23 protein-coding genes and 2 tRNA genes are annotated in these 23,736 nt (G+C 38.9%); 15 read left to right on the top strand and 10 right to left on the bottom strand.

Annotated features, from left to right (window positions below):
* Nucleotides 1-32 precede the first annotated feature (32 nt).
* Complete coding sequence (leuS, locus tag C4F40_RS03655; RefSeq protein ID WP_196938010.1) at nucleotides 33-2,813, bottom strand: leucine--tRNA ligase; 2,781 nt, start codon at nucleotides 2,811-2,813, stop codon at nucleotides 33-35.
* 225 nt (nucleotides 2,814-3,038) lie between these two features.
* Here leuS and C4F40_RS03650 point away from each other — a divergent pair, with 225 nt between their 5' ends.
* The 5 genes from C4F40_RS03650 (at nucleotide 3,039) to C4F40_RS03630 (ending at nucleotide 6,792) form a co-directional block, all read left to right on the top strand.
* Nucleotides 3,039-3,917 carry a cell division protein FtsX gene (locus C4F40_RS03650; protein WP_196938009.1) on the top strand — a complete coding sequence of 293 codons (879 nt, stop codon included), beginning with the start codon at nucleotides 3,039-3,041 and terminating at the stop codon, nucleotides 3,915-3,917.
* Between the two features lie 18 nt (nucleotides 3,918-3,935).
* On the top strand, nucleotides 3,936-4,178 hold the full coding sequence (locus C4F40_RS03645; protein ID WP_196938008.1) for a DUF3098 domain-containing protein: 243 nt from the start codon (nucleotides 3,936-3,938) through the stop codon (nucleotides 4,176-4,178).
* A 5-nt stretch (nucleotides 4,179-4,183) separates the two neighbouring features.
* Nucleotides 4,184-4,978 carry an undecaprenyl-diphosphate phosphatase gene (locus tag C4F40_RS03640; RefSeq protein WP_196938007.1) on the top strand — a complete coding sequence of 265 codons (795 nt, stop codon included), beginning with the start codon at nucleotides 4,184-4,186 and terminating at the stop codon, nucleotides 4,976-4,978.
* Nucleotides 4,978-5,715 (top strand): tRNA pseudouridine(55) synthase TruB, encoded by a 738-nt coding sequence (gene truB / locus C4F40_RS03635; protein ID WP_196938006.1) that lies wholly within the window; start codon nucleotides 4,978-4,980, stop codon nucleotides 5,713-5,715. The genes C4F40_RS03640 and truB overlap by 1 nt, the downstream gene beginning before the upstream one ends.
* A gap of 102 nt (nucleotides 5,716-5,817) precedes the next feature.
* Nucleotides 5,818-6,792, top strand: coding sequence for a bifunctional riboflavin kinase/FAD synthetase (locus C4F40_RS03630; protein WP_196938005.1), 975 nt, complete (start codon nucleotides 5,818-5,820; stop codon nucleotides 6,790-6,792).
* On the opposite strand, the gene bshB1 is transcribed toward C4F40_RS03630, so the two are convergent.
* The 3 genes from bshB1 to C4F40_RS03615 are packed head-to-tail and all read right to left on the bottom strand — an operon-like array spanning nucleotide 6,785 to nucleotide 8,684.
* Nucleotides 6,785-7,504 carry a bacillithiol biosynthesis deacetylase BshB1 gene (gene bshB1, locus C4F40_RS03625; RefSeq protein ID WP_196938004.1) on the bottom strand — a complete coding sequence of 240 codons (720 nt, stop codon included), beginning with the start codon at nucleotides 7,502-7,504 and terminating at the stop codon, nucleotides 6,785-6,787. The genes C4F40_RS03630 and bshB1 overlap by 8 nt on opposite strands.
* Before the next feature lie 39 nt (nucleotides 7,505-7,543).
* The gene (locus tag C4F40_RS03620; RefSeq protein ID WP_196938003.1) at nucleotides 7,544-8,035 is read right to left on the bottom strand and encodes a glutathione peroxidase; all 492 of its coding nucleotides are present in this window, start codon (nucleotides 8,033-8,035) and stop codon (nucleotides 7,544-7,546) included.
* 7 nt (nucleotides 8,036-8,042) lie between these two features.
* Complete coding sequence (locus C4F40_RS03615; protein WP_196938002.1) at nucleotides 8,043-8,684, bottom strand: DUF4294 domain-containing protein; 642 nt, start codon at nucleotides 8,682-8,684, stop codon at nucleotides 8,043-8,045.
* A gap of 233 nt (nucleotides 8,685-8,917) precedes the next feature.
* On the opposite strand from C4F40_RS03615, the gene C4F40_RS03610 reads away from it, so the two are divergent.
* The 8 genes from C4F40_RS03610 to coaA all read left to right on the top strand — a co-directional run bounded on the left by C4F40_RS03610 (nucleotide 8,918) and on the right by coaA (nucleotide 17,654).
* Complete coding sequence (locus C4F40_RS03610) at nucleotides 8,918-11,125, top strand: RelA/SpoT family protein (protein WP_196938001.1); 2,208 nt, start codon at nucleotides 8,918-8,920, stop codon at nucleotides 11,123-11,125.
* 78 nt (nucleotides 11,126-11,203) lie between these two features.
* Nucleotides 11,204-11,692, top strand: a complete 489-nt coding sequence (locus C4F40_RS03605; RefSeq protein ID WP_196938000.1) for a Fur family transcriptional regulator — start codon at nucleotides 11,204-11,206, stop codon at nucleotides 11,690-11,692.
* Nucleotides 11,693-11,818: 126 nt separating this feature from the next.
* On the top strand, nucleotides 11,819-13,090 hold the full coding sequence (locus C4F40_RS03600; protein ID WP_196937999.1) for an adenylosuccinate synthase: 1,272 nt from the start codon (nucleotides 11,819-11,821) through the stop codon (nucleotides 13,088-13,090).
* Nucleotides 13,091-13,097: 7 nt separating this feature from the next.
* The gene (locus C4F40_RS03595; RefSeq protein ID WP_196937998.1) at nucleotides 13,098-14,378 is read left to right on the top strand and encodes an anthranilate synthase component I family protein; all 1,281 of its coding nucleotides are present in this window, start codon (nucleotides 13,098-13,100) and stop codon (nucleotides 14,376-14,378) included.
* Between the two features lie 87 nt (nucleotides 14,379-14,465).
* Nucleotides 14,466-15,698, top strand: a complete 1,233-nt coding sequence (locus C4F40_RS03590) for a nucleoside recognition domain-containing protein (RefSeq protein WP_196937997.1) — start codon at nucleotides 14,466-14,468, stop codon at nucleotides 15,696-15,698.
* A gap of 82 nt (nucleotides 15,699-15,780) precedes the next feature.
* Entirely contained in the window at nucleotides 15,781-16,155 is a 375-nt protein-coding gene (locus C4F40_RS03585; protein ID WP_136899688.1) for a methylglyoxal synthase, read from the top strand.
* A 4-nt stretch (nucleotides 16,156-16,159) separates the two neighbouring features.
* The gene (locus C4F40_RS03580) at nucleotides 16,160-16,561 is read left to right on the top strand and encodes an OsmC family protein (RefSeq protein WP_196937996.1); all 402 of its coding nucleotides are present in this window, start codon (nucleotides 16,160-16,162) and stop codon (nucleotides 16,559-16,561) included.
* A 139-nt stretch (nucleotides 16,562-16,700) separates the two neighbouring features.
* A complete protein-coding gene (coaA, locus tag C4F40_RS03575; RefSeq protein ID WP_196937995.1) occupies nucleotides 16,701-17,654 on the top strand; it encodes a type I pantothenate kinase in 954 nt (317 codons plus the stop codon).
* On the opposite strand, the gene C4F40_RS03570 is transcribed toward coaA, so the two are convergent.
* Nucleotides 17,641-18,459 carry a mechanosensitive ion channel family protein gene (locus C4F40_RS03570; protein WP_231389903.1) on the bottom strand — a complete coding sequence of 273 codons (819 nt, stop codon included), beginning with the start codon at nucleotides 18,457-18,459 and terminating at the stop codon, nucleotides 17,641-17,643. The genes coaA and C4F40_RS03570 overlap by 14 nt on opposite strands.
* A gap of 252 nt (nucleotides 18,460-18,711) precedes the next feature.
* Here C4F40_RS03570 and C4F40_RS03565 point away from each other — a divergent pair, with 252 nt between their 5' ends.
* Nucleotides 18,712-19,665 carry an acetyl-CoA carboxylase carboxyltransferase subunit alpha gene (locus C4F40_RS03565; protein WP_196937993.1) on the top strand — a complete coding sequence of 318 codons (954 nt, stop codon included), beginning with the start codon at nucleotides 18,712-18,714 and terminating at the stop codon, nucleotides 19,663-19,665.
* A 78-nt stretch (nucleotides 19,666-19,743) separates the two neighbouring features.
* Here the strand turns inward: C4F40_RS03565 and obgE are convergent, their stop codons facing one another.
* From obgE to C4F40_RS03545, 4 genes are all read right to left on the bottom strand, one after another.
* Nucleotides 19,744-20,751, bottom strand: coding sequence for a GTPase ObgE (gene obgE / locus C4F40_RS03560; RefSeq protein ID WP_196937992.1), 1,008 nt, complete (start codon nucleotides 20,749-20,751; stop codon nucleotides 19,744-19,746).
* A gap of 12 nt (nucleotides 20,752-20,763) precedes the next feature.
* Complete coding sequence (locus C4F40_RS03555; RefSeq protein ID WP_196937991.1) at nucleotides 20,764-21,339, bottom strand: adenylate kinase; 576 nt, start codon at nucleotides 21,337-21,339, stop codon at nucleotides 20,764-20,766.
* A gap of 75 nt (nucleotides 21,340-21,414) precedes the next feature.
* Nucleotides 21,415-21,488: transfer RNA gene (locus tag C4F40_RS03550), tRNA-Arg, on the bottom strand.
* Nucleotides 21,489-21,672: 184 nt separating this feature from the next.
* Nucleotides 21,673-21,746 (bottom strand) — tRNA-Arg (locus C4F40_RS03545).
* Between the two features lie 156 nt (nucleotides 21,747-21,902).
* Here C4F40_RS03545 and C4F40_RS03540 point away from each other — a divergent pair.
* The gene (locus C4F40_RS03540) at nucleotides 21,903-22,727 is read left to right on the top strand and encodes an alpha/beta fold hydrolase (protein WP_196937990.1); all 825 of its coding nucleotides are present in this window, start codon (nucleotides 21,903-21,905) and stop codon (nucleotides 22,725-22,727) included.
* Between the two features lie 22 nt (nucleotides 22,728-22,749).
* On the opposite strand, the gene C4F40_RS03535 is transcribed toward C4F40_RS03540, so the two are convergent.
* Complete coding sequence (locus C4F40_RS03535) at nucleotides 22,750-23,556, bottom strand: patatin-like phospholipase family protein (RefSeq protein WP_196937989.1); 807 nt, start codon at nucleotides 23,554-23,556, stop codon at nucleotides 22,750-22,752.
* Nucleotides 23,557-23,736: the final 180 nt, after the last annotated feature.

Here is a 23,736-nt window from a genome sequence, read left to right as displayed (position 1 = left end):
TCCGGTCTTCGTTTATTCTGGGTGAGTGCCTTTTACACGACAATGTTAATAATTTTACCCTTCACAAAAATTAGCTTTTTCACAGCCTTGCCGTCTAGATAACGTTGAACATCGGCGTTACCGATAACGATCTCTTCAACAGCTTTAGCATCTAAATCCAATGCTAAGGATAGATTTAATTTCATCTTACCATTTATAGACACCGGATATGCAAACTCAGATTCGACTAGATAATCGGGATTGAATTTGGGATAAACAGCATAAGAAATCGTTCCTGCCTGATTGCCAAGCAATATCCAAAGCTCCTCCGTGATATGCGGTGCATACGATTCCAATACGATGATCAAATCTTGCAGGATGCGCCGTTTATTACATTTCAACTCGGTGAGTTCATTTACACAGATCATGAATGCAGAGACAGAGGTATTGAACGAAAATCGTTCGATATCGTCTTCGACCTTTTTGATGATCTTGTGTAACGCCTTATACTCTGCCTTTGTAGGCTCCTCATCAGACACGCTGAAATTACCTTCCGCATCATGAAATAGCCGCCATACTTTACGTAAGAATTTATATACGCCTTCTATACCGTTTGTATTCCAAGGCTTTGCCTGCTCCAACGGACCTAAAAACATCTCGTACAAACGCAACGTATCTGCTCCATATGTTTCAATAATATCATCTGGATTGACAACATTGAACTTGGATTTCGACATTTTCTCCACCTCGGTTCCGCAGATGTATTTATCGTTTTCCAAGATGAACTCAGCATCTGCAAAATCAGAACGGAACGTTTTGAATTTTTCGGTGTCTAACACATCATTAAAAACGATGTTTACATCGACATGCAAGGGGACAGTATTATATTGATCTCTTAGTCCCAATGAAACAAATTGATTTGTTCCTTTTCCTTCGTCATCCAAAACACGGTATACAAAGTTCGAACGACCTTGAATCATACCTTGGTTAATTAACTTTTTAAAGGGCTCTTCTTCTTGATGGAAACCTAAATCTTTTAAAACCTTGTTCCAAAAGCGCGAGTACAACAAGTGACCCGTAGCATGCTCAGAACCACCGATATATAAATCAACGGCCTTCCAATAATCAACAGCTTCTTTGGAAACAAATATATCTTGATTTTGAGGATCCATATAGCGGAACCAATACCACGAAGAGCCTGCCCAACCTGGCATGGTACTTAGCTCGTACTCGTATTGGTCTTGATATTTCCACCCTTCAGCGCGCGCCAAAGGAGGTTCTCCCGTCTCAGTGGGAAGATATTTATCTACTTCGGGGAGTAACAAAGGCAACTCTTCTTCTTTTATTAAATAAGGTATTCCATTTTTAAAATAAACAGGAACAGGTTCTCCCCAATAACGCTGCCGGCCAAAGATCGCATCGCGCATCCGAAAATTGACTTTTGCCTTCCCTAGCTTCAATGCTTCCAACTTCGCAATTACTGCCGATACAGCCTCTTGATAGGTCATTCCGTTGATGAAATCAGAATTAATATATCTGCCGTCTTTAGTTGGATCGGCTTGTTCTTCAATATTCTGGGAATCAGAGATTGGAATAATAGGTAAATTGAAGTGTTTAGCGAACACGTAATCGCGCTGATCTCCAGAAGGAACTGCCATCACAGCACCCGTTCCGTATCCTGCTAAAACATAATCCGCTATCCAAATTTGGACGTCGTCACCGGTAATCGGGTGTCTTGCGTAGGATCCTGTAAATACACCTGATACTGTTTTCGTATCTGCCATGCGTTCGAGCTCCGATTTCTTAGCTGTTTTCGCTAGATAAGATGCCACGGCAGAGCGCTGAGCTTCTGTCGTCAATGCATCTACCAATTCATGCTCTGGAGCCAAAACAACGAAAGAAACACCAAAGAGTGTATCTACCCGCGTAGTAAATACCTCAATTCCCCCTTTGGGGGTAAGGGGGAAAATCACAGATGCCCCCACAGATTTACCTATCCAATTACGTTGCATCTCTACTAGCGGATCCGGCCAATCCACAGTATCCAGACCGCGCAACAACCGATCGGCATAGGCCGTAATGCGCATAGACCATTGCATCATCTTCTTTTGTTCGACAGGGTATCCACCTCGTTCGGAAACACCATTGATGACTTCGTCATTGGCTAATACCGTACCTAGAGCCGCACACCAATTTACTGTACTTTCGCGTAGATAGGCTAATCTATATTTTAATAGCTCTCTCTGCTGGTCCTCTTCGGGAAATGCATTCCATTCTTCCGCCGTAAAGATCGAAATATCTTCATCTGATTCGGCGCTAACACCTTGAGAACCTTCGCTTTTGAACCTGTTAATCAATGTATCTATAGACTCAGATTTATCAGCGTCCTTGTTATACCAGGAGTTAAACAATTGGATGAAGATCCATTGCGTCCACCGATAATAATCGGGGTTGGATGTCCGCACTTCACGCGACCAATCGTAAGAAAAACCAATGTTATCTAACTGTTCCCGATAGCGATTGATATTCACTTCTGTCGTAATGGCCGGATGTTGCCCGGTTTGAATCGCGTATTGTTCTGCAGGTAGCCCAAAGGAATCATAGCCCATTGGATGTAATACATTAAATCCTTTTAATCGCTTATACCTGGAAAAAATATCAGAAGCTATGTATCCTAGTGGATGGCCAACATGTAGTCCAGCTCCCGAAGGATAGGGAAACATGTCCAAAACGTAATATTTCGGCTTATCAGTCGATTCAGCTGTTTTAAACGTTTGATTTTGGGCCCAAAATGTCTGCCACTTTTGTTCAATTGATCTGTGATTGTAATCCATCTTCCTAAGTAAGAATTGTATAAGAGTTGCGAAATTAGCGATTTTAGAACAAAAACAGTATAAAAGTTTTTTATTCTAGACAATAAATTCGGATATTCGTTGTTAAAACTTAAGAGACATCAAACTTTCGTCGATGTTTATTAAGTTTGAATTTGAAGATATTACATTTAATACTCAAAAAATCATCTTTATTAATTACTTTCGCATCAAATATTTTAAAGCTTTATGTCAGTAATAGAACAAGGCTCACCACGTAAAAAAACAAAATCTGTATATATTTCCACTGTGATCAGTATTGCATTAGTTTTATTAATGACTGGTTTACTAGGACTTATACTTGTGCACGCAAAGAACTTGTCCAAATATGTAAAAGAGAACATTGTCTTAAATGTTATTGTAAACGATAATGTAAACGAAGGCGATGTACTTTCTCTCCAAAAGGATTTTGAAAAGGATCCGTATGTATTGCGCACCGAATACGTGAGTAAAGAGCTAGCTGCGAAGAATCTCAAGGAAGATTTAGGTGAAGACTTTGTAGAATATCTTGGACACAATCCGCTACTACATTCGGTGGACATCTACATGAAAGAACAATATGCAAATACAGATAGTATTCAGCCGTTCATAGAGAAAATATCAAAAAGCAGCCGTGTCAAAGAAGTTGTATATCAAGAATCCCTTATTGATATGGTCAATAAGAACATCCGGATAATCGGAATTGTTGTACTCGCTTTTACCGTAATACTTTTGATTATAGCTATTGCTTTGATTAATAACACGATTCGATTGGCCATATATTCGCAGCGTTTTTTAATCAAAAGTATGCAGTTAATAGGTGCGACGAAAAATTTCATCCGCAAACCTTATATCCTATATGGCGTTATCCACGGTCTTATCGGAGCACTGATTGCAATTTTGCTATTGCTTTTCACGTTACAATTTGCTCAAAAACAGATTCCGGAGTTAGTTTTCTTACGAAATTGGTACGAATTCGGCGCAATCTTTCTAATCGTCGTTATATTGGGAATATTAATTTCAGGCTTAAGTACTTATTTTGCAGTAACGAAATACTTACGCGCCAAATCACATAGTTTGTACCGTTAACCTCTATAAAAATTAAAAATGGCTTTAAAAAACACGATGCCTAGTAATGAAAAGAAATACAGCGGATTTGTATTTCAAAAAATTAACTATATTTTATTTGTGGCCAGTATCCTGATTGTTGCGTTAGGTTTCTTGTTCATGATGGGAACAGACGATATCTATAGCTTTACAAAAATTACCCTGGCTCCTTTAGTTGTTATTATTGGATTTGCAATTGGATTTGTTGCAATTTTATACAAACCGAAGAACAAAGACAATTAAGAGGAATGAGTTATTTAGAGGCTATTATTTTAGCCATTATTGAAGGATTAACAGAATTTCTACCTGTATCCTCTACTGGACATATGATTATCGGTACAGCCCTAATGGGTTTGGAACCTTCGAATTTTGTAAAACTTTTCACAATCTTCATCCAATTAGGCACAATACTTTCCGTACTGGTATTGTACTGGAAACGTTTTTTTAAATCGTTAGACTTTTATTATAAATTGGTTGCGGCAGCTATTCCCGCCTCTATTTTAGGCTTCGTATTCAATGATGCTATTGATTCGTTTTTGGAAAGCCCCTTAATGGTAGGATTTACACTGGTTATAGGCGGAATTATTTTGCTCTTTGTTGATAAATGGTTTAACAAACCACAGATTGCCGACTCGGATGATATTTCATTCAAACAGGCCTTCATTATTGGCTGTTACCAATGTTTAGCGCTGATTCCAGGTACCTCGAGATCAGCAAGTACCATTGTGGGTGGTATGACACAAAAATTGACACGTAAGGCCGCAGCGGAATTTTCGTTTTTTTTAGCGATACCTATGATGCTTGGCGCTTCGTTGGTTAAGCTTTACAGTTTTTTTAAAGATGGCAATACGATAAGTAATGAGGAAATCAACTTACTTATCATTGGGAATGTCGTGGGTTTTATCGTGGCCATCGTGGCGATTAAAACATTCATCGATATCCTGACAAAATATGGTTTCAAGGCTTTTGGATGGTATAGGATTGTGTTGGGAATGATTATTATAGTTATGCTGCTTAGCGGACATAGCTTACAAGTGATTTAATGGAGAACATTCAAGAAGAAAAAAACAAATCTACTTTCTCCTTCGCTGAGGGAGAGGTACTATTGGTCGATAAACCATTGACCTGGACAAGTTTCGATGTGGTAGGTAAACTACGAAATACCATGAAGCCCCTTAAATTAAAAGTGGGACATGCCGGCACCTTAGATCCTCTAGCAACCGGGTTATTAATTATTTGCACTGGAAAATTCACTAAAAAAATTGATTTGTTTCAGGCAGAAAACAAGGAATATACCGGTACAATTACGTTAGGAGCGACTACTCCCTCGTATGATTTGGAAACAGAAATCGATCAAACATTTGATATCGAACACCTCACAGAAGATCAGATAAAAGAAGTAGCTCGATCTTTTGTCGGAGAGCTAGATCAATTTCCACCGGCTCATTCTGCGATTAAAATTAATGGAGAACGTCTGTACGAAAAGGCACGACGGGGAGAGGAAGTTGAAATGAAATCCCGCAAAGTATCTATACAAGAGTTTGAGATCGAGAAAATAGAACTTCCGTTGATCTTCTTCAAGATTAAGTGTTCGAAGGGAACTTATATACGCTCTATCGCGCATGATTTTGGAAAAGCGCTACAAAACGGCGCTCACCTCTCCGCTTTACGTCGTACCATGAGTGGCGAATTTCATGTAGATAACGCTTGGAATTTAGAAGATTTAATTCAAACGATAAGAGTACAAAAAAGTACCGTAATTGAGAAAAGGCCTTTATAAATGAAACCTGCATGAGCTGCAATCCAAAAAAGGACATAAAAAGTAGCTCATGTCTTCCCTCTGGGGGGCGGGTAAGCATCACCTTTAAAAAGTAATTTATAGATGAAAATATACAGGAATCTTGAAGAATTCAATACGTTAGCGAATGCGATCGTAACCATAGGCACCTTCGACGGCGTCCATGTTGGGCATCAAAAGATTTTAAAAAAATTGGTAGATTGCGCGAGAGAAAACGACGGAGAATCTGTTCTTTTGACCTTTTTTCCACACCCCAGATTAATCATTAACCCTGATGATGAGGCTTTGAAATTGATTAATGATATTGAGGAAAAAACACATCGTCTCGCATTAGCAGGATTAGACCATTTAATTATTACTCCATTTACGCGCGATTTTTCCAATCAAAATCCAGAGGAATATATTCGAAATGTGTTAGTTGAAAAATTAGGTACAAAAAAAATCATCATTGGCTATGACCACCATTTCGGAAAGAATAGAACTGGTTCTATCGAAGACTTAGTCCTCTTTTCCGAAATATTCGATTTCGGTGTAGACCAAATTCCTGAACAGGATATTGATTATGTAGCCGTCTCGTCTACCCGCATTCGTGAAGCACTTATTAAAGGTGATGTAGATACAGCCAACAGATATCTGGGATATCCATTTGAATTGACGGGCACGATTGTAAGAGGTGATCAAATCGGCCGGCAGATCGGTTTTCCTACAGCCAATTTACATGTACATGAAGGGCATAAACTTATTCCCGCTTATGGTATTTACGCCGTAGAGGTGGAAATCTATCCGAAGGTTCCTTCGATAGGCCCGGGAGATTACATACATCCCGAACCTATTGCCTTGGCAAAAGGCATGTGCTATATTGGCACAAGACCTACCGTAGATGGCATGAACCGTAAAATTGAAGTGAATCTATTGGACTTTAAAGATGATCTTTATTCAAAAACATTACGCATTAAGTTCTTGCATTTTGTACGCCACGATGAGCGATTTGACAATTTAGAAGACCTCCAACATCAGATTAAAAAAGACGAGGACGCAATCAGAAATTACTTTAAATAAGATCAAACAAGTCTTGTACACCCAACAATTTTCGGGCTGTAAACCCTTCGCCATATTTCACCTGTATATTTCGACCAAGTTCCCTAGCTCTCCCCCTAGTATATTCCATAAAATCCGGGTTCGAAATATATGTCTGTGGACCATCATCATCAGATGAAGCGTTAAACTGCGTTTTATACGCTAAAATTGATTTTTCTTTGATGTCCCAGTAATCGGATATATCTAAGATCACGTGGGGCTGGATATATTTATCTTGAATAAGCTGTAGCTGTAACCTCGGTCGGAAAGCCTCTTGAGTCACGCCGTCTAACTCTGTCTCTACGCGTCGAAGACCGGATAAAAAAACAGCATCGTTGACCAATTTGCTTGCTCTACCATGGTCAGGATGACGGTCATCCCAAGCGTTTGTAATAATCACCTCCGGACGGTACTTTCGTATTATACGGATAATAGCTAATTGAGAAATTTCTTCGTTTAAGAAAAAACCGTCTCGCAGCTCCAAGTTTTCCCGCAACTCTACACCTAAAATTTCTGCCGCTGCGCTGGCCTCCTGCGCTCGCGTAATTGCAGTGCCCCTTGTGCCTAATTCTCCGCGGGTAAGATCTATAATACCCACTTTTTTTCCTTCTGTAACATATTTAGCGATTGTACCTCCGGCGCCCAATTCAGCATCGTCTGGATGTACAGTCATCACCATCAAGTCTAATCTCATGTTATTATTGTTTGTACAAAGGTACAGAATTCCGACAATTTACTGGGAAAGCAAATGTTCGATGCGGTTTTGTATTTTGTTGGAAAGGGGATCTGTAAACGCGTAATAGTAGTCTACAACTTCTCCATTCTTGTTAATTAGATACTTATGAAAATTCCAAAAAGGTCTCACATTAATATTCCCGTTTAATTCTTTTGTCTGTAGGAATTTATACAAGGGGTGAACGTAATCCCCTTTAACATGTATACGTTTGAAAACAGGAAAAGAGATTTGTTGCTGCAGACGGCAGTAAGTTTCCAGATTAACCCCTGTTCGCGGTTCTTGGTTCAGAAAATCATTGGAGGGAAATGCCAAGATCTCAAACCCTTGCCCTTTGTACTTAAGATAAAGTTTTTCCAGGGTTTGAAATTGCTTTCTAAAGTAACACCTGCTCGCAGTATTTACAATGAGTACTACCTTCCCTGTATAATCATGTAAAGATTTTTCATTACCGGAGAACTCCTGGACTTTATAATCGTAGATCGTCTTCATTTATCTGCTATTGATATGGATTGCTGATCGGTCTTACACGTTCATATTCGCGAATGATATTTTCTATTTCAAAGTCCTCTTTAGGATCAAAAGTGGTTTTTAAATTGTGACCGAATACCCGGGCGACTCCCTGGTAAACAAAGGCGGTCACTCCCCCTTTCATATCTTTTACTAGATCGTAGCTGGTATTACCTGTCTGCCTTTCTATTAACTTAATCAAAATTTTACCCTGATAAATAGATAAATTTTTAACTTCAGAATTTATTTTCTGTTTTATCTCATCCTCGCAGGCTTTTATTAATCTTCTTTCTTCTTTTTTAGAATTAGCCAAAGCAAGATCTCTATCCAGTTTCTCATATCTTTTTTGCGCGTATATCGCGTATGGAAGTACCCGCACTACATTTCTTTTCAATCTAAAATAGTTCTGACGTTGCTCTTCATTTTTCCAGATCCGATTAGCCACAATTACCACCTCTTCGATTGGAAACCACGGTACAATTTCACCAGATTCCAACTTAGTCGTGGTATAAAATTCGACTATTTCGGGTGTACCTGCACCATAATGGGGTAAAGTCAAAGACTGCCCGTAGCTATCTGAACCGAAAACTAGGTAACCAATTAAAAGCTGTGCATATACGCATTTTTTCATCAGAATAAATGTTGTCAATGGCGACGAAGCTTGCATAAGCTGTCTCTACTAGTTTTGTTTTTTCGGGGAAGCTCATGCAGGTTTTCATCAACAAAAACAGCGAAAACCCTTTTAAATTAAACTAAAATTTCTTAATTTTATCTGTTTAATAATAAGTCCCAAAAGCTTATCTTCAAACCATTAAATAAAATTAGTAAAATTCACTGATATTACGAAAAAAAGAAATAGTTTTTATGGAAGAATATGTGATTGATATTGAGGCGGAAAACAAAGAAATTCGTAAAAGATATAGAGCTTTATTAAGAGCGTGCAAACCTACCTTACAAAAAGGAGATAAGCAAGAGATTAGAAAAGCTTTCGACTTGGCGCTGGAAAGCCATAAAGAAATGCGCAGAAAATCCGGCGAACCTTATATATACCATCCTATTGCTGTCGCCCAAATTGCTGCAGAAGAAATTGGCTTAGGAACCACTTCTATCGTATGTTCATTATTGCATGACGTGGTGGAAGACACCAGTATGACACTCCGCGACATAGAAGATCAATTTGGAAAAAAAGTAGCGCGGATTATTGATGGCTTAACAAAAATTGCAGGCGTATTTGATCCCAATAGCTCCATTCAGGCAGAAAATTTTCGAAAAATGCTCTTGACCCTAGCCGATGATGTACGCGTGATCCTCATCAAGCTTGCCGATCGCCTGCACAACATGCGTACAATGGAGTTTATGGCGCGTCACAAACAATTGAAGATTGCCTCGGAGACAAGCTATCTATACGCCCCCTTAGCTCACCGATTGGGACTTTACGCGATTAAATCGGAGCTGGAAGACCTCTCCATGAAATATACGGACCCGGACACGTATAAGTTTATCGCCAAAAAATTAAATGAAAAAAAGGCAGAAAGAGAAAAATTCGTTGCTGATTTTATTGCTCCGGTAAAAGAAATATTGATAGAACAGGGCATCACTGCAAATGTGTTTGGTCGACCAAAATCAATTCATTCCATCTGGAACAAAATGCGTAAAAAATCGATTCCCTTTGAGGAGGTATACGATTTATTTGCCATTCGCGTCATCATAGATACCGATATTGATAAGGAAAAAACAGAATGTTGGAAGGTTTACTCCATCATTACAGATCTTTACCGTCCAAATCCAGACCGTTTACGCGATTGGGTATCTTCACCTAAAGGGAATGGATACGAATCCCTACACACCACAGTAATGGGCCCTAGGGGACAATGGGTGGAAGTACAGATCCGTACCAGGAGAATGAACGAAATTGCTGAAAAAGGATTTGCCGCACACTGGAAGTACAAAGAATCTAATTCCGATAATGGATTGGATCAATGGATTCAAAAAGTAAGAGACGTTCTAGGTAATCCCGAGCCAAATGCACTGGATTTTCTGGATGATTTTAAGATGAACCTCTTCTCTGATGAGATATTCATTTTTACACCGAAAGGCACATTGATTCAATTACCGAATGGGGCAACAGCTTTAGACTTTGCTTTTGAGATACACTCCGATATCGGGGCAACCTGTATTGGAGCGAAAGTGAACCATAAATTAGTGCCACTTAGCCACCCTTTGCAAAATGGTGACCAAGTTGAAATTATCACGTCCAGCAAACAAACACCAAAAGAAGATTGGTTAAATTTTGTTATTACGGCAAAAGCAAAGGGCAAGATCAGGTCTTCACTAAAGGAAGAAAAAAGACGTGTTGCGGAAGATGGCAAAGAAACATTAGAGCGCAAACTAAAATCCTTAAAAATCACTTACAACACAGACAATATCAATAAGATCGCCAATTATTTCAAGTTCCCCAGTTCCCAAGAGTTATTCTATAACGTTGCGAAAGGCGTCATCGACATCAAGAATTTGAGAGAGTATGTAGCGAATGAAAAATTACCTGAGGTGACAAGTAATCAGTTTGCATCTCATATTTCAGGGTTAGTTGAGAAAATCAACAAAAAAGATGTTGACACGATCTTAATTGGTGATGACTATCAGAAGATAGATTATACATTGGCACCTTGTTGCAATCCCATCCCTGGAGATGACATTTTTGGTTTTCTAACGGTAAATGATGGCATAAAAATCCATCGCACATCATGTCCAAACGCGTCCAAATTAATGGCGAACTATGGCTATCGAATATTGAAAGCAAAATGGGCATCTTCCCAGCACGATACTGCCTTTTTAACTGGGATACGGATTATCGGTATCGATGATGTGGGGCTTGTTAATCAACTTACAACCGTTATCTCACAAGAATTTAAAGTAAATATCCGATCCTTATCCATATCCAGTAACGAAGGTATTTTTGAAGGAAACATCATGGTGCATGTTAACAATACGGAGCAATTAGACAATCTGATTAAACATTTAAAGCAGGTAACAGGAATCACGAGCGTAACACGATACGAATCTGAAAATTAATCATTTAAATATCAGATTTTATATTAATGCAAAAAATAGATTAGAAATTGGTAAATTTGTTCAGGAGTAATAAAAACTATGAATCAAGCTGAAAATTACGGAACAGTCAAAAAAATTTTTGAAGCTTACTTAGAAAACAAAAATTTAAGGAAGACTCCAGAGCGATATGCTATTTTGGAGGAGATCTATTCAAGAACAGACCATTTCGATGTGGAGTCCTTGTATATCCACATGAAAAATAAAAAATATCGTGTGAGCCGAGCCACTGTTTACAACACATTAGAGCTTTTAGTATCTTGTGACCTTGTTACCAAACATCAGTTCGGCCGGAATATGGCACAATTTGAGAAGTCTTACGGCTATAAACAACACGATCATATTATCTGCATAGAATGTAATAAAGTGGTAGAATTCTGTGACCCACGTATTCACCAAATCCAAAGTATGATGGGTGAGCTATTGAAGTTTGAAATCAAGCACCACTCGCTAAATCTATATGGTGTATGTGAAGATTGCAGAAATAAGGAAGTGCAGACCAACCCAAAAATCCATGCGGAAGTAATTTAAAATTAATTCCGAATCCAACGTATAATATACTAAATTTGTTCAGAAATTGGAAAAGCAATTTCTGAACATTTTATTTTTAATAGAAACGAAATATACATTCAATATTAATCTCAATATAAAAAAACTATGCAAGTTGATGTGCTATTGGGCCTACAATGGGGCGACGAGGGTAAAGGAAAAATCGTGGACGTTTTCTGTCCAAAGTACGATTTAATCGCTCGCTTTCAAGGCGGTCCTAATGCCGGACACACATTGGAGTTTGACAACAAAAAATTTGTTTTGAACACGATCCCATCGGGAATTTTCAATGAGGGAATCCTAAATCTAATCGGTAATGGTGTCGTCATAGATCCCATTATTCTAAAAAGAGAATTAGACAATCTGAAAACTGCGGGTTTCGATCCAGTTGGTAAAGGTAATTTGGTACTTGCACGCAAGGCACATTTGATCTTGCCCACTCATCAATTATTGGATGCGGCATCCGAATCCAAAATGGGCGCAGGCAAAATCGGTTCAACGTTAAAAGGCATTGGCCCCACCTATATGGACAAAACGGGCCGTAACGGATTACGTGTAGGTGACACCACACTTCCCGACTTCCAAGAACGTTATGAAAAATTAAAAGAGAAACACCTTTCAATTCTTGCTCATTACGGTGAAATACCTGATTTCTCTGAAAAAGAAGAGGCTTTCTTAAACGCCATTGAATTCATCAAAGCTATTCCACATGTAGATTCAGAGCATTTGGTGAATAAATATTTAAAGGACGGTAAAAAGGTCTTAGCAGAAGGTGCTCAAGGCACACTGCTGGATGTCGACTTTGGTTCCTATCCTTTTGTAACCTCATCCAATACGACCACTGCTGGAGCTTGTACCGGATTGGGGATTGCTCCAAATAAAATTGGGGAAGTATATGGCATCTTCAAAGCCTATGCGACACGCGTTGGCGGTGGCCCCTTTCCAACCGAGTTGGATGACGAAACCGGTGAGAGATTACGTCAATTGGGACACGAATTTGGTGCGACTACCGGTCGCGCACGCCGTACAGGATGGATTGATATCCCAGCATTGAAATATGCTATCATGTTAAATGGTGTAACCGAGTTAATCATGATGAAAGCAGATGTGTTGGATACATTTGATAAAATCTACGCATGTACACACTACAAATATAACGGTGAGGTAATTGATTATATGCCTTATGAGATTATCACCCATACAGCAGAACCAGTTCTCGAAGAAATCGAAGGATGGAATCAAGATTTAACAGGCATCCGTAGCAAAGATGAAATTCCAACAGCATTAGCAAATTACATTGCATACTTAGAAAAAGCGCTAGAAGTTCCTATCAAATATTTGTCTGTAGGTCCTGACCGCATTCAAACTATAGAGCTCTAATTATACTATGGCTAAAGCCACTTATGAGGTAAATAGAAACATTTTCCAGGCGAAGGCGTTACAATGGGCGCAACAGTTTGAACAAGCATGCTTCCTTCAATCTAATGATTATAAGGATGACTATGCATCAATTGACGCAATACTTGCTGTAGATGCGTCCGAAATCTTCGAAAGTGATAGCCATACGACCTTTGAGAAATTAACAATTTTTAAAGCCAAACATTCCAGTAGTTGGATGTTTGGCTTTTTCAGTTATGATCTTAAGAACGAGATTGAATCACTAGAGACTTCCTTTCCCAATCCAGTAGGTTTTGCAGATGCATATTTCTTTATCCCAAAGGTCCTTATTAAATTTATCGGCACTTGTATTGAAATAGAAGCTGAAAAACCGTCTCAAATCTACGAATCGATAGCTCATTATTCTGCCACTGATTCCATTATTGACTTTAAGAAGAAAATAAAAAAGCGATTTTCAAAAGAAGCTTATTTCAATGCTTTCCATCGGATGATGGATCATATCAAACGAGGGGATATTTACGAGGTAAACTTATGCCAGGAGTTTTATGCCGAAAACGTTGAATTAGATCCATTAGCTGTTTACACGCGGCTCAATGCTGTCTCTCCTACCCCCTTTTCTACTTTTTTCAAAGCAAATGACAAATACATTTTATCGGCATCGCCAGAACGTTTCTTAGCCAAGAGAGGTGATATACTAATATCACAGCCCATCAAAGGTACTGCGGCGCGAGGGAATACCCTACATGAAGATTTGGAGATTATCCATGCGCTGGAAAACAATCCGAAAGAAATTGCCGAAAATGTAATGATAGTCGATCTCGTACGCAATGATTTAACACGAAGTGCATTACCAGGCACAGTAGCTGCGGAAAAGAGACCACAGGTACATACCTTTAAGCAGGTTCATCAATTGATTTCGACTATTACTTGTAAAATTGACCATGCAAAATCTGATATTCAGGTCATTAAAGACACCTTTCCTGCTGGATCGATGACAGGAGCTCCTAAAATTAGCGCCATGCGTCTATGCGATCAATATGAAATAAGCCGCAGAGGTGTATATGCTGGCGCTGTTGGTTATTTTTCTTCTAATGGCGATTTTGATTTTAATGTAATTATTCGCACCATTCTGTATAATAAAAGCTCCAAATATCTTTCTTTTCATACGGGGGGTGCATTGACCATAGAAGCAGACCCTGAAAAGGAATACAACGAATGTAAACTGAAAGCCAGTGCTATATTAAAAACACTGAATACCGAACTGGAATAATTTTCACAACGCATTTCTTTATCTCAGGAATGTTCACTTTTGGAAGAATCCTTCTTAAATACTACATTTACGCAAACAAACAACCATATGGCATTAAATTACGTTTGGGTAGGCTTCTTTATTATATCTTTTGTTGTCGCACTCGTAAAGCTCTTATTTTTTGGTGATACAGAAATTTTCTCTGCAGTGGTCAACGGTATATTTGATAGTGCAAAAACGGGTGCGGAATTATCAATAGGGCTTATTGGTATTATGACCTTTTGGTTGGGTATTATGAAGGTTGGCGAACAAGCGGGCATGATTACCTTATTCGCCAAAGGTGTTAGTCCTTTTTTCAGTAAGCTATTTCCTGGAATTCCAAAAAGCCATCCGGCAAATGGTTCTATCATTATGAACTTTTCTGCAAACATGTTGGGCTTAGATAATGCTGCAACTCCATTGGGCTTAAAAGCCATGAAGGAAATGCATGATATTAACCCGGATAAAGATACGGCGACGAATGCCCAAATTATGTTTTTGGTATTGAATACAGCCGGCATCACACTGATACCTACTTCTGTTATTGCATTACGTATGGCTGCAGGGGCCGAAAATCCCGCAGACATTTTTATCCCGTCGCTCATTGGCACATTTATATCCTTTGTATCGGGTATGATAGCCGTAGCGGCTTACCAGAAGATTAACCTGTTTAAACTTCCTATTCTTGTTTTTTTGGGATTCTTTGTCGGATTGATGTGTTTGCTATACTTCGGACTTAACGGTTTACCTCCCGAAGAAATTCAAAAAATAACCGGCTTAATTGGGGGGTTACTCATCTTTTCTATTATCGTATTGTTTATTACATACGCTGCAGCAAAAAAGATCAATGTATATGACTCCTTTATAGAAGGTGCCAAAGAAGGCTTTAAAACCTCCGTAATGATTATTCCATTTCTGATAGCTATTCTGGTTGCAATCTCGGCTTTTAGAACGACAGGATGTATGGATTATGTTGTAAACGGGATTGGCTCGGTAGTTTCGTATTTCGGATTAGACACGCGGTTTGTTCCTACCCTACCGGTTGGATTCATGAAGACGCTTAGCGGAGGCGGAGCTAGAGGTTTAATGATTGATGTTATGGACACCTACGGTGTAGACTCCTTTCAAGGGAGACTGGCCAGTATTATTCAAGGATCTTCGGAAACCACTTTTTATGTATTAGCGGTATATTTTGGTTCGGTAGGCATTAAGAACACAAAATATGCACTGACGTGTGGTCTAATAGCTGACTTGGTAGGATTGATAGCTGCAATATTTTTAGCATATATATTCTTTGGTTAACCAACCTAATTTATACAAAATGAAACCGGTATAGAATAATATCGACACATAAAAAAGCTAAAACTGATTAATAAATAAATAGATGAAAACAATTGCACTGATTGCTCACGATGGCAAAAAAGCAGAAATGGTGGGTTTTGTAAAAGACCATATCGAATATTTACGTAAAGCGAAGCTCGTCGCTACGGGTACGACCGGATCTTATATCCAGCAAACAGGCCTCGCAGTGGAGCTCAAATTAAGTGGCCCTAAAGGCGGCGATGCCCAAATAGCGGCGCTAGCTGCTGAAGGCAAAATTGATGGGATAATATTTTTCAGGGATCCCCTGGGTAAGCATCCGCACGAACCTGATATCCAGATGTTGATGCGAATCTGCGATCTATATAATGTGCCGCTAGCTACAAACCCGGGAACAGGATCACTAATCATTGAAGGCCTTTTAGACGACAATTTATAATAATATGACGAAAGAAGTACATGTTACAATCGGAAAAGAAAAATACACAACCGAGATCAAATTTGATAAGCACACGATCATTGCTGATGAACCCGAGGAGTTAGGTGGTAAAGATCAAGGTTTCTCGCCTACCCCACTATTGCTCTCTTCGCTAGGAACATGCAAGGCCATGACGATGCGGATGTACGCCGATCGAAAAAAGTGGCCGTTAGACAAAGTAGAAGTGCGGTTATCCTCGGAAGTGAAGAAAAGTGAACAACAGCAGACCACTTACATCCGTTGTCACATCACACTTTCAGGCCACCTTACTCCCGAACAAAAACAACGTATTTATAAAATTGCAGACAAATGTCCAATTCACAATATTTTGACCAATCCCATCACCATAGAAAGCAATATGATATGATTATTGCGCGCATTACACAAGGTTAAGTTATGCATTTGTGCATGTCTTCAATCGTGTGCACGAGCGCACTATGTTTGGCTTGTGAATGCAAAGCATTTTATCTAAGTTTGGCGAAATTTTAATATCAACGCATACTTTTATGACACCTATCAGTGAGCAAACGTTCAGTAACCCTTATCAAACCTTCAAAAGGGAAGAGTGGAAGAGTCTGAACGGACATTTTAATCATACCCTAATTGCTCAAGATATTGACCGATTACATGCGCTAAATGAACCGCTGAATATTCAGGAGATTGAAGAGGTATATTTTCCCCTAGCCCACCTTTTGGAGCTACATATCAACAACTATACAACACTCCGCGACAATAACAATAACTTCTTTCAACGGACTCAACAAAAGTTACCCTTCATCATTGGTATAGCCGGTTCGGTGGCTGTAGGAAAAAGTACAACTGCTCGCGTATTAAAAAAAGTATTATCCTTGTTATCAAGTAAACCTAAAGTTGAATTGGTAACCACTGATGGCTTTTTATACCCCAACAAAGTTCTTATCGAACGTAATCTATTGAATAGAAAAGGTTTTCCAGAAAGCTACGACACAAAAAGTCTATTAAATTTTCTCTCGTCCATGAAATCAGGAGAAAAATCGGTGGCTGTACCTGTATATTCCCATATGGAATACGATATACTGGAGCGTGAAAAACAAAAGATACAAAACCCCGACATTCTGATTGTAGAGGGGATAAATGTATTACAAGTCAATTCGCAACGTACACAAGGGCCTGGAGTGTTCGTATCTGACTTTTTTGATTACGCTATTTATGTAGATGCAGCAGAAAAGGATATTGTGAATTGGTATATCAATCGGTTCGAATCTTTACGCGCCACAGCTTTCCAAGATCCTTTATCGTATTTCCACAAGTACGCAAATTTATCTCGAGAGGAAAGTATTCAAATGGCCAATCAAATATGGAACGAAATTAATCTTCCAAATCTTCAGGATAATATTTTACCAACCAAATATCGCGCAGACCTAATTTTAGAAAAAGGTTCCCGACACTTTGTAAAAACAATTAAAGTTAGGAAGATTTAATCAACGTTCTTTCAAAAATAAGAATCTGTCGCAAAAGCTCATTTTCCAATTGTTTATGCAAGCGATTGCTGCTGCTTACGGCGTGTAGTTCAATTTTATAGCGTACAAAATCCTTCCCTATTTCCTCGACATTCAGTATCATATCGCTATCCTTTGCCAAATTTGGATGATTCAATGTAACAGCCTGTACTTCTTGTTCCAGTTTATCTATTTCTGTAGCAGCATATAACGGGAGTTCGAATTTGACGGTAAATAAATTAGAACGATGAGCTGATAGGTTAACAGTAGGATTGGTAAAAACCAAGTTATTGGGTACCATTACAATATCGTCCTCTTCATTCTGCACAATGATATTTGCAAAGGTAATATCAACTATTCGCCCCTTATGATCGCCTATCTTAATACGATCGCCTACGGAAAGTTGTTCGGAAAACATAATAAATAATCCACTGATTAGATTCGTGATATAATCCCGGAATAAGACTGCAATTGCCATCGCTACGATGGTTAAGCTGGTGACAAACTCAATGGGATTTATTCCCAATGCAATCATGATCGCGATAATCGCAAATATGGCATTGATGACCGCTGTAAGGCGATTAATTCCCAATACAAAATTCCCCCGTACCGCCTTATTCGCGTGTTGCGCGTTATATAATGCAATCACAATAAAACGGGAGACCGAGAGTAAAATACTGGGAACCAGAAAGGTGCTCAAACCTTTGATGACTTGGGTAAGCCATTTGTTATCGCTAATCTTGTTCTCAAATAGTAAATGGGAACCTATTAACAGAATAACTACCATAATTTTTAAAATAAACGAAACCGGTATTTTATTCTTATTTTCTTTATTCACCATACGAAAAACATAACGCGCTAAACTAGCAAATTTATTTAGAACGTAGCTTAAAAATTTCTGATTATTCATTCAAACTTAACTAGAATTGTTTTTAGACGAGATTCTGCCTTCTATTGGGGCCGCTTTTTAGCGCGTAAATATTTTAAAATAGACAAAAATACACTAACTTAGCTAGCTTAAAGTGAACGAGCTTTTTATATGGAAACAACATTTGATTTTGAAAAACCAATTGCAGATTTGCAAACACAGATAGAAAAAGTACAGCAGGTAGCCGAGAAAACGAAAGTGGACATGAGCGCAACTGTACGTGAGTTAGAAGAAAAATTGGAAATAACCAAACAAGATATCTATAATAATATGTCTGGTTGGCAAAAGGTTCAGATGTCTCGCCATCCGGAACGTCCGCAAACTTTCGATTACATCGAAATGATTTGTGACGATTTTATTGAATTACACGGCGACCGCACTGTCAAGGATGACAAGGCAATAGTAGGTGGTTTTGCTTCCATCGGTGGCCAATCCGTTATGGTAATCGGGCATCAAAAAGGTAAAAACACAAAAGAAAGACAATACCGCAACTTCGGTATGGCGAACCCGGAAGGGTACCGTAAAGCGTTGCGTTTGATGAAAATGGCCGAAAAGTTCAACAAACCCGTTATCACGCTAATTGATACCATGGGTGCTTATCCAGGCATAGAAGCAGAAGAAAGAGGACAAGGAGAAGCTATTGCACGAAATCTCCTGGAAATGTCCGTATTAAAAGTTCCCATAATCTGTATCGTAATCGGCGAAGGAGCATCAGGTGGTGCTTTAGGGATCGGCATTGGTGATCGCGTCTACATGATGGACAATACTTGGTATTCCGTTATTTCTCCAGAATCCTGTTCTTCTATCCTATATCGCAGTTGGGACCAAAAGGAGAAAGCTGCTGAATCGCTAAAACTTACCGCAAAAGACATGCTGGGCAACGGATTAATTGACGGCATCATTGCTGAGCCATTAGGTGGTGCCCACCAAAGCCCATCAATTGCTGCTCAAAACGTAAAAGATAAAATTTTAAGCGATTTAACTATTCTTAAAGCAAAAGATTCCGACACGTTAGTTGTTGAACGTATTGATAAATTCAGCAAAATGGGCGTAGTAAACGAATAAGTAGAATATACAAGAAATTTAAAGGCTAATCATTTACTTAATTAGCCTTTAATATATTTAATATAGCACAATTTTATACTAACCCTCCCAAGAGTTAATGGCTTTCCAAAGCATATCCTTTAACTCTTGAATATTTCTACTCGCCACAGCGGAAATAAATATATATGGAATATGAGAAGGAAGCTGCATCTTCATATCATTTTCTAATTCTTCATCCAACATATCCGATTTAGTAACAGCCAATAAACGCGGCTTATCTAACAGTTCGCGATTATAGGTCGTCAACTCATTCAAAAGGATATTATATTCTTCTTCAATCGTACGATCCGTATCAGCTGGCACCATGAATAGAAGAACAGAATTTCGCTCGATATGCCTTAGGAAACGATATCCCAAACCTTTTCCTTGAGACGCACCTTCGATAATTCCTGGAATGTCTGCCATTACGAAAGATTTACTGTCTCTGTAACCGACGATACCAAGATTGGGGACCAAGGTTGTAAACGGATAATTTGCAATTTCAGGTTTAGCAGCAGATACTACCGATAGTAATGTCGACTTCCCCGCATTAGGGAAACCAACGAGCCCGACATCGGCTAGCACTTTTAATTCAAGAATGACCCAATGTTCCTTACCGGGTATACCAGGCTGTGCATGTCGAGGCGTTTGTTGGGTTGCGGATTTAAAATGCCAATTGCCTAATCCCCCCTTCCCTCCTGGGGTTAGGATTTGCGTTTCACCATCGCCTGTAATCTCAAAAAGAACTTCACCGGTTTCGGCATCTTTAGCCACAGTACCTAACGGAACTTCTAAAATTTCATCAGCCCCAGTCGCTCCAGAGCGTAAGGCAGCGCCGCCACGTTCACCATCTGAGGCAATAATATGCTTTCTGTATTTTAAGTGTAATAAGGTCCAGTGTTGAGAGGAACCTTTGAGAATAATATGTCCACCGCGCCCCCCATCTCCGCCATCAGGACCGCCTTTCGCAGTATGCTTATCACGGTGCAAATGCGCAGAGCCGGCTCCTCCATGTCCCGAACGACAACACACTTTCACATAATCAACAAAATTCGAGCCTTGCGCCATACTAATTAAAAATTAAGCACTATATTTATCAATAACAGCTGATAATTCAGCGAAAATAATTTCTACCTCACCAATTCCATTCACTTTAGATAATTTACCTTGCTCTTCGTAATAAGGTAATACATGAATAGTTTTACTAAAATATTCTTCAATACGTTTTTTGAGTTTATCAGCAGCATCATCTGCCCTTCCCGATATCTCTTGACGCTTCGCAATACGTTGCGTCAATTCTTCTTCAGTTACGTCCAATGCGATAACTCCACTAATTGCTGTGTTATTATCTGCTAGGAACTTATCTAAAGCTTCTGCCTGAGCTACGGTACGAGGAAAGCCATCGAAAATAAATCCTTTAGCATTTGGATTATTCTTTACCTCCTCTTCCAACATGGCTATAGTTATAGAATCAGGAACTAAATTGCCTTCAGCTATAATTTGACTTACCTGCTGTCCCAAACTTGTTTGATTCTTGATATGCGAACGAAAAATATCTCCGGTAGAAACATGAACCAATTGGTATTTTTCAATAAGTTTTTCCGATTGAGTACCCTTTCCTGCCCCTGGAGGCCCGAATAACACAAGGTTTAGCATAAGTTTTAGTTGTTATATTATGACAAAAATAAAAGCCTAATCCGTTTTAAAGAATTAGGCTTTTCAGTGAATAAGTGCGCTCAAAGGGAGTCGAACCCCTAACCTCCTGATCCGTAGTCAGGTGCTCTATCCAATTAAGCTATGAGCGCGGCAACCATCACTTCATGACTAACAGCCTTTTCTGTTTTGGTGATGCAAATATAGAGATTTATATAGTTTATCGCAAACTTTTTTTTACATTTTGGAATTCATTATAATAATGTGTGCTATCAGATAGTTGCGATAACGAGAGAAGATAAAAGTTGGATAATTGCGTTTTGGAAAGAAATAATGTGCGCTCAAAGGGAGTCGAACCCCTAACCTCCTGATCCGTAGTCAGGTGCTCTATCCAATTAAGCTATGAGCGCAGCATTTTATTTGAAACCAATACTATATATTGGTTTTAGTGATGCAAATATCGACACTTTTTTAAATTTTGCAAATTATTTTTCGCTTTTTTAATCGTTTAAAAACAATCTTTTCGCTATATTGTTGATATCAATATATTTATATTTATTATTTTTATGACAGAACGTATAATGCGTACAAATAAGATCCGAATTGGTGACATCAGCATCTCTTACTATATAAAAAAGGCAACCGAGAAGAATGAGAAGACAATTATTTTTCTTCATGGATTTCCTTTTAATAAAAATATGTGGAAAGATCAACTCGAATCCTTGGAAGACAACATCACTGGTATTGCAGTAGATATAAGAGGACATGGACTGACAACAAGTGGTCATGGATTTTTTAGTATTGACGTATTTGCTAAAGACCTCAAAGTATTTATAGAGAAACTAGACCTGCATAATGTGACATTATGTGGGATCTCAATGGGTGGGTACATCGCCCTTCGTGCTTACGAATTGTTTCCTGAAAAAATCACAGGATTGATATTATCTGACACCCATCATCTTGCAGACGACAACGCCGGAAAACAGAAACGCTTCGATACCATACAATCTGTTTTACAACATGGGCGGAGGCCTTTTGCCATCGGCTTTATCGACAACCTCTTTGCCAAAGAGAGTATTGAAAAGCAACCAGAAGCTGTTGAAATGATTAAAAGTAGTATCCGACGCAATACGGTGAACAATATATGTGCTACCCTCCTGGCACTCGCTGCACGCACAGATACATCGGAGGTATTGAAAAAGATAAATGTCCCGACTTTACTCCTTCGAGGATCTCTAGATAAAATTACACCTAGAGAACCAATGGAAATAATGCATGAAAAAATAAAAGGATCACAATTTACCGAATTGGAGAATTGTGGACATCTTCCCAATGTGGAAGATCCCCTAGCTTTCAATAAACAAATGAATACCTTTTTATTGGAAAATTAACTTATTGACTTAGTGCAGGCGGTTAGGATTGAAGACTAACCGCACTTTTTTGAAGAATCTCATTTGGAATAGCATCTGCTGCGAGTGCGTACCCTTTTTCAATAAGTTCGGCAGCGTGGCCGAAATCCCATATTCCGGCCATATTGTGCGGAATATGAATGACATAGTCTGGTTTATATAGTTCCAAACTCATTTCACTAAGCCGTCGGCGCATGGCGTAATAAGATTCTTGCAATAGAGCCACAGCATTCAATTTTTTGACTGTCTTTGTTAATGGTGCATTCGGTTTACCATCTAGGTTGACGACAATTATAATATTCTCTTTATTTTGTACATGATTAACAGGTAAAGGATTTAGCACACCGCCATCCACTAAATAACGATCGTCCGAATCAATTCCGGTAAACACGGCGGGTATCGCAATAGAAGCTCTTATCGCATGATAAATACTCCCATCTCGCATAAGCACCTCTCTATTATTTCGCAGATCAGTGGCCACTGCGGTGTATTTGATTGGAAGGTCTTCGATATTAACATCGCCGAAAATGCTGTGCAATGTTTCCAATATACGCATACCTTTAAACAAACCATACCGTGGATCAGAGAAATCGAGTAGCCTAAAGACATCTCTTTTTGTAAGTTTACTCATCCATTCCCCAAGTAACGCTACTTTTCCTCCTGCATACGCTGCCCCGACCAATGAACCTATAGAACACCCTACAATTTCGTCAATCTCCAACTGCCGTTCTTCCAAAAGTTTAATAACGCCGATCTGCGTAATACCCCGTGCGCCACCGCTTCCCAAAACCAGCGATATTTTTTGTTTCATATGTATAATGTTACGTATCTTATTTTTCGAACATAATTTACCAGATCTTCCCTAACGATATTATTGAGATGTCGAAATTCACCCCCTCATTGTTTTGTTACCTCCAAAATTAATGATATTCTTGCGGCAAATTGTATATTGCATACAAACAATTAACAGTATTTCACCGTTACAAATAAA

The sequence above is a fragment of the Sphingobacterium pedocola genome (assembly GCF_015209965.1).
Lineage (GTDB): Bacteria > Bacteroidota > Bacteroidia > Sphingobacteriales > Sphingobacteriaceae > Sphingobacterium > Sphingobacterium pedocola.
Note: the sequence above shows the minus strand (reverse complement) of the source record. Positions and strands in the feature narration are given on the sequence as shown.

Bases quoted from the DNA above. Each gene is read 5' to 3' on its own strand.
- leuS (WP_196938010.1), bottom strand. From the start codon at position 2,813: ATGGATTACAATCACAGATCAATTGAACAAAAGTGGCAGACATTTTGG.
- C4F40_RS03650 (WP_196938009.1), top strand. From the start codon at position 3,039: ATGTCAGTAATAGAACAAGGCTCACCACGTAAAAAAACAAAATCTGTA.
- C4F40_RS03645 (WP_196938008.1), top strand. From the start codon at position 3,936: ATGGCTTTAAAAAACACGATGCCTAGTAATGAAAAGAAATACAGCGGA.
- C4F40_RS03640 (WP_196938007.1), top strand. From the start codon at position 4,184: ATGAGTTATTTAGAGGCTATTATTTTAGCCATTATTGAAGGATTAACA.
- truB (WP_196938006.1), top strand. From the start codon at position 4,978: ATGGAGAACATTCAAGAAGAAAAAAACAAATCTACTTTCTCCTTCGCT.
- C4F40_RS03630 (WP_196938005.1), top strand. From the start codon at position 5,818: ATGAAAATATACAGGAATCTTGAAGAATTCAATACGTTAGCGAATGCG.
- bshB1 (WP_196938004.1), bottom strand. From the start codon at position 7,504: ATGAGATTAGACTTGATGGTGATGACTGTACATCCAGACGATGCTGAA.
- C4F40_RS03620 (WP_196938003.1), bottom strand. From the start codon at position 8,035: ATGAAGACGATCTACGATTATAAAGTCCAGGAGTTCTCCGGTAATGAA.
- C4F40_RS03615 (WP_196938002.1), bottom strand. From the start codon at position 8,684: ATGAAAAAATGCGTATATGCACAGCTTTTAATTGGTTACCTAGTTTTC.
- C4F40_RS03610 (WP_196938001.1), top strand. From the start codon at position 8,918: ATGGAAGAATATGTGATTGATATTGAGGCGGAAAACAAAGAAATTCGT.
- C4F40_RS03605 (WP_196938000.1), top strand. From the start codon at position 11,204: ATGAATCAAGCTGAAAATTACGGAACAGTCAAAAAAATTTTTGAAGCT.
- C4F40_RS03600 (WP_196937999.1), top strand. From the start codon at position 11,819: ATGCAAGTTGATGTGCTATTGGGCCTACAATGGGGCGACGAGGGTAAA.
- C4F40_RS03595 (WP_196937998.1), top strand. From the start codon at position 13,098: ATGGCTAAAGCCACTTATGAGGTAAATAGAAACATTTTCCAGGCGAAG.
- C4F40_RS03590 (WP_196937997.1), top strand. From the start codon at position 14,466: ATGGCATTAAATTACGTTTGGGTAGGCTTCTTTATTATATCTTTTGTT.
- C4F40_RS03585 (WP_136899688.1), top strand. From the start codon at position 15,781: ATGAAAACAATTGCACTGATTGCTCACGATGGCAAAAAAGCAGAAATG.
- C4F40_RS03580 (WP_196937996.1), top strand. From the start codon at position 16,160: ATGACGAAAGAAGTACATGTTACAATCGGAAAAGAAAAATACACAACC.
- coaA (WP_196937995.1), top strand. From the start codon at position 16,701: ATGACACCTATCAGTGAGCAAACGTTCAGTAACCCTTATCAAACCTTC.
- C4F40_RS03570 (WP_231389903.1), bottom strand. From the start codon at position 18,459: ATGGTAGTTATTCTGTTAATAGGTTCCCATTTACTATTTGAGAACAAG.
- C4F40_RS03565 (WP_196937993.1), top strand. From the start codon at position 18,712: ATGGAAACAACATTTGATTTTGAAAAACCAATTGCAGATTTGCAAACA.
- obgE (WP_196937992.1), bottom strand. From the start codon at position 20,751: ATGGCGCAAGGCTCGAATTTTGTTGATTATGTGAAAGTGTGTTGTCGT.
- C4F40_RS03555 (WP_196937991.1), bottom strand. From the start codon at position 21,339: ATGCTAAACCTTGTGTTATTCGGGCCTCCAGGGGCAGGAAAGGGTACT.
- C4F40_RS03540 (WP_196937990.1), top strand. From the start codon at position 21,903: ATGACAGAACGTATAATGCGTACAAATAAGATCCGAATTGGTGACATC.
- C4F40_RS03535 (WP_196937989.1), bottom strand. From the start codon at position 23,556: ATGAAACAAAAAATATCGCTGGTTTTGGGAAGCGGTGGCGCACGGGGT.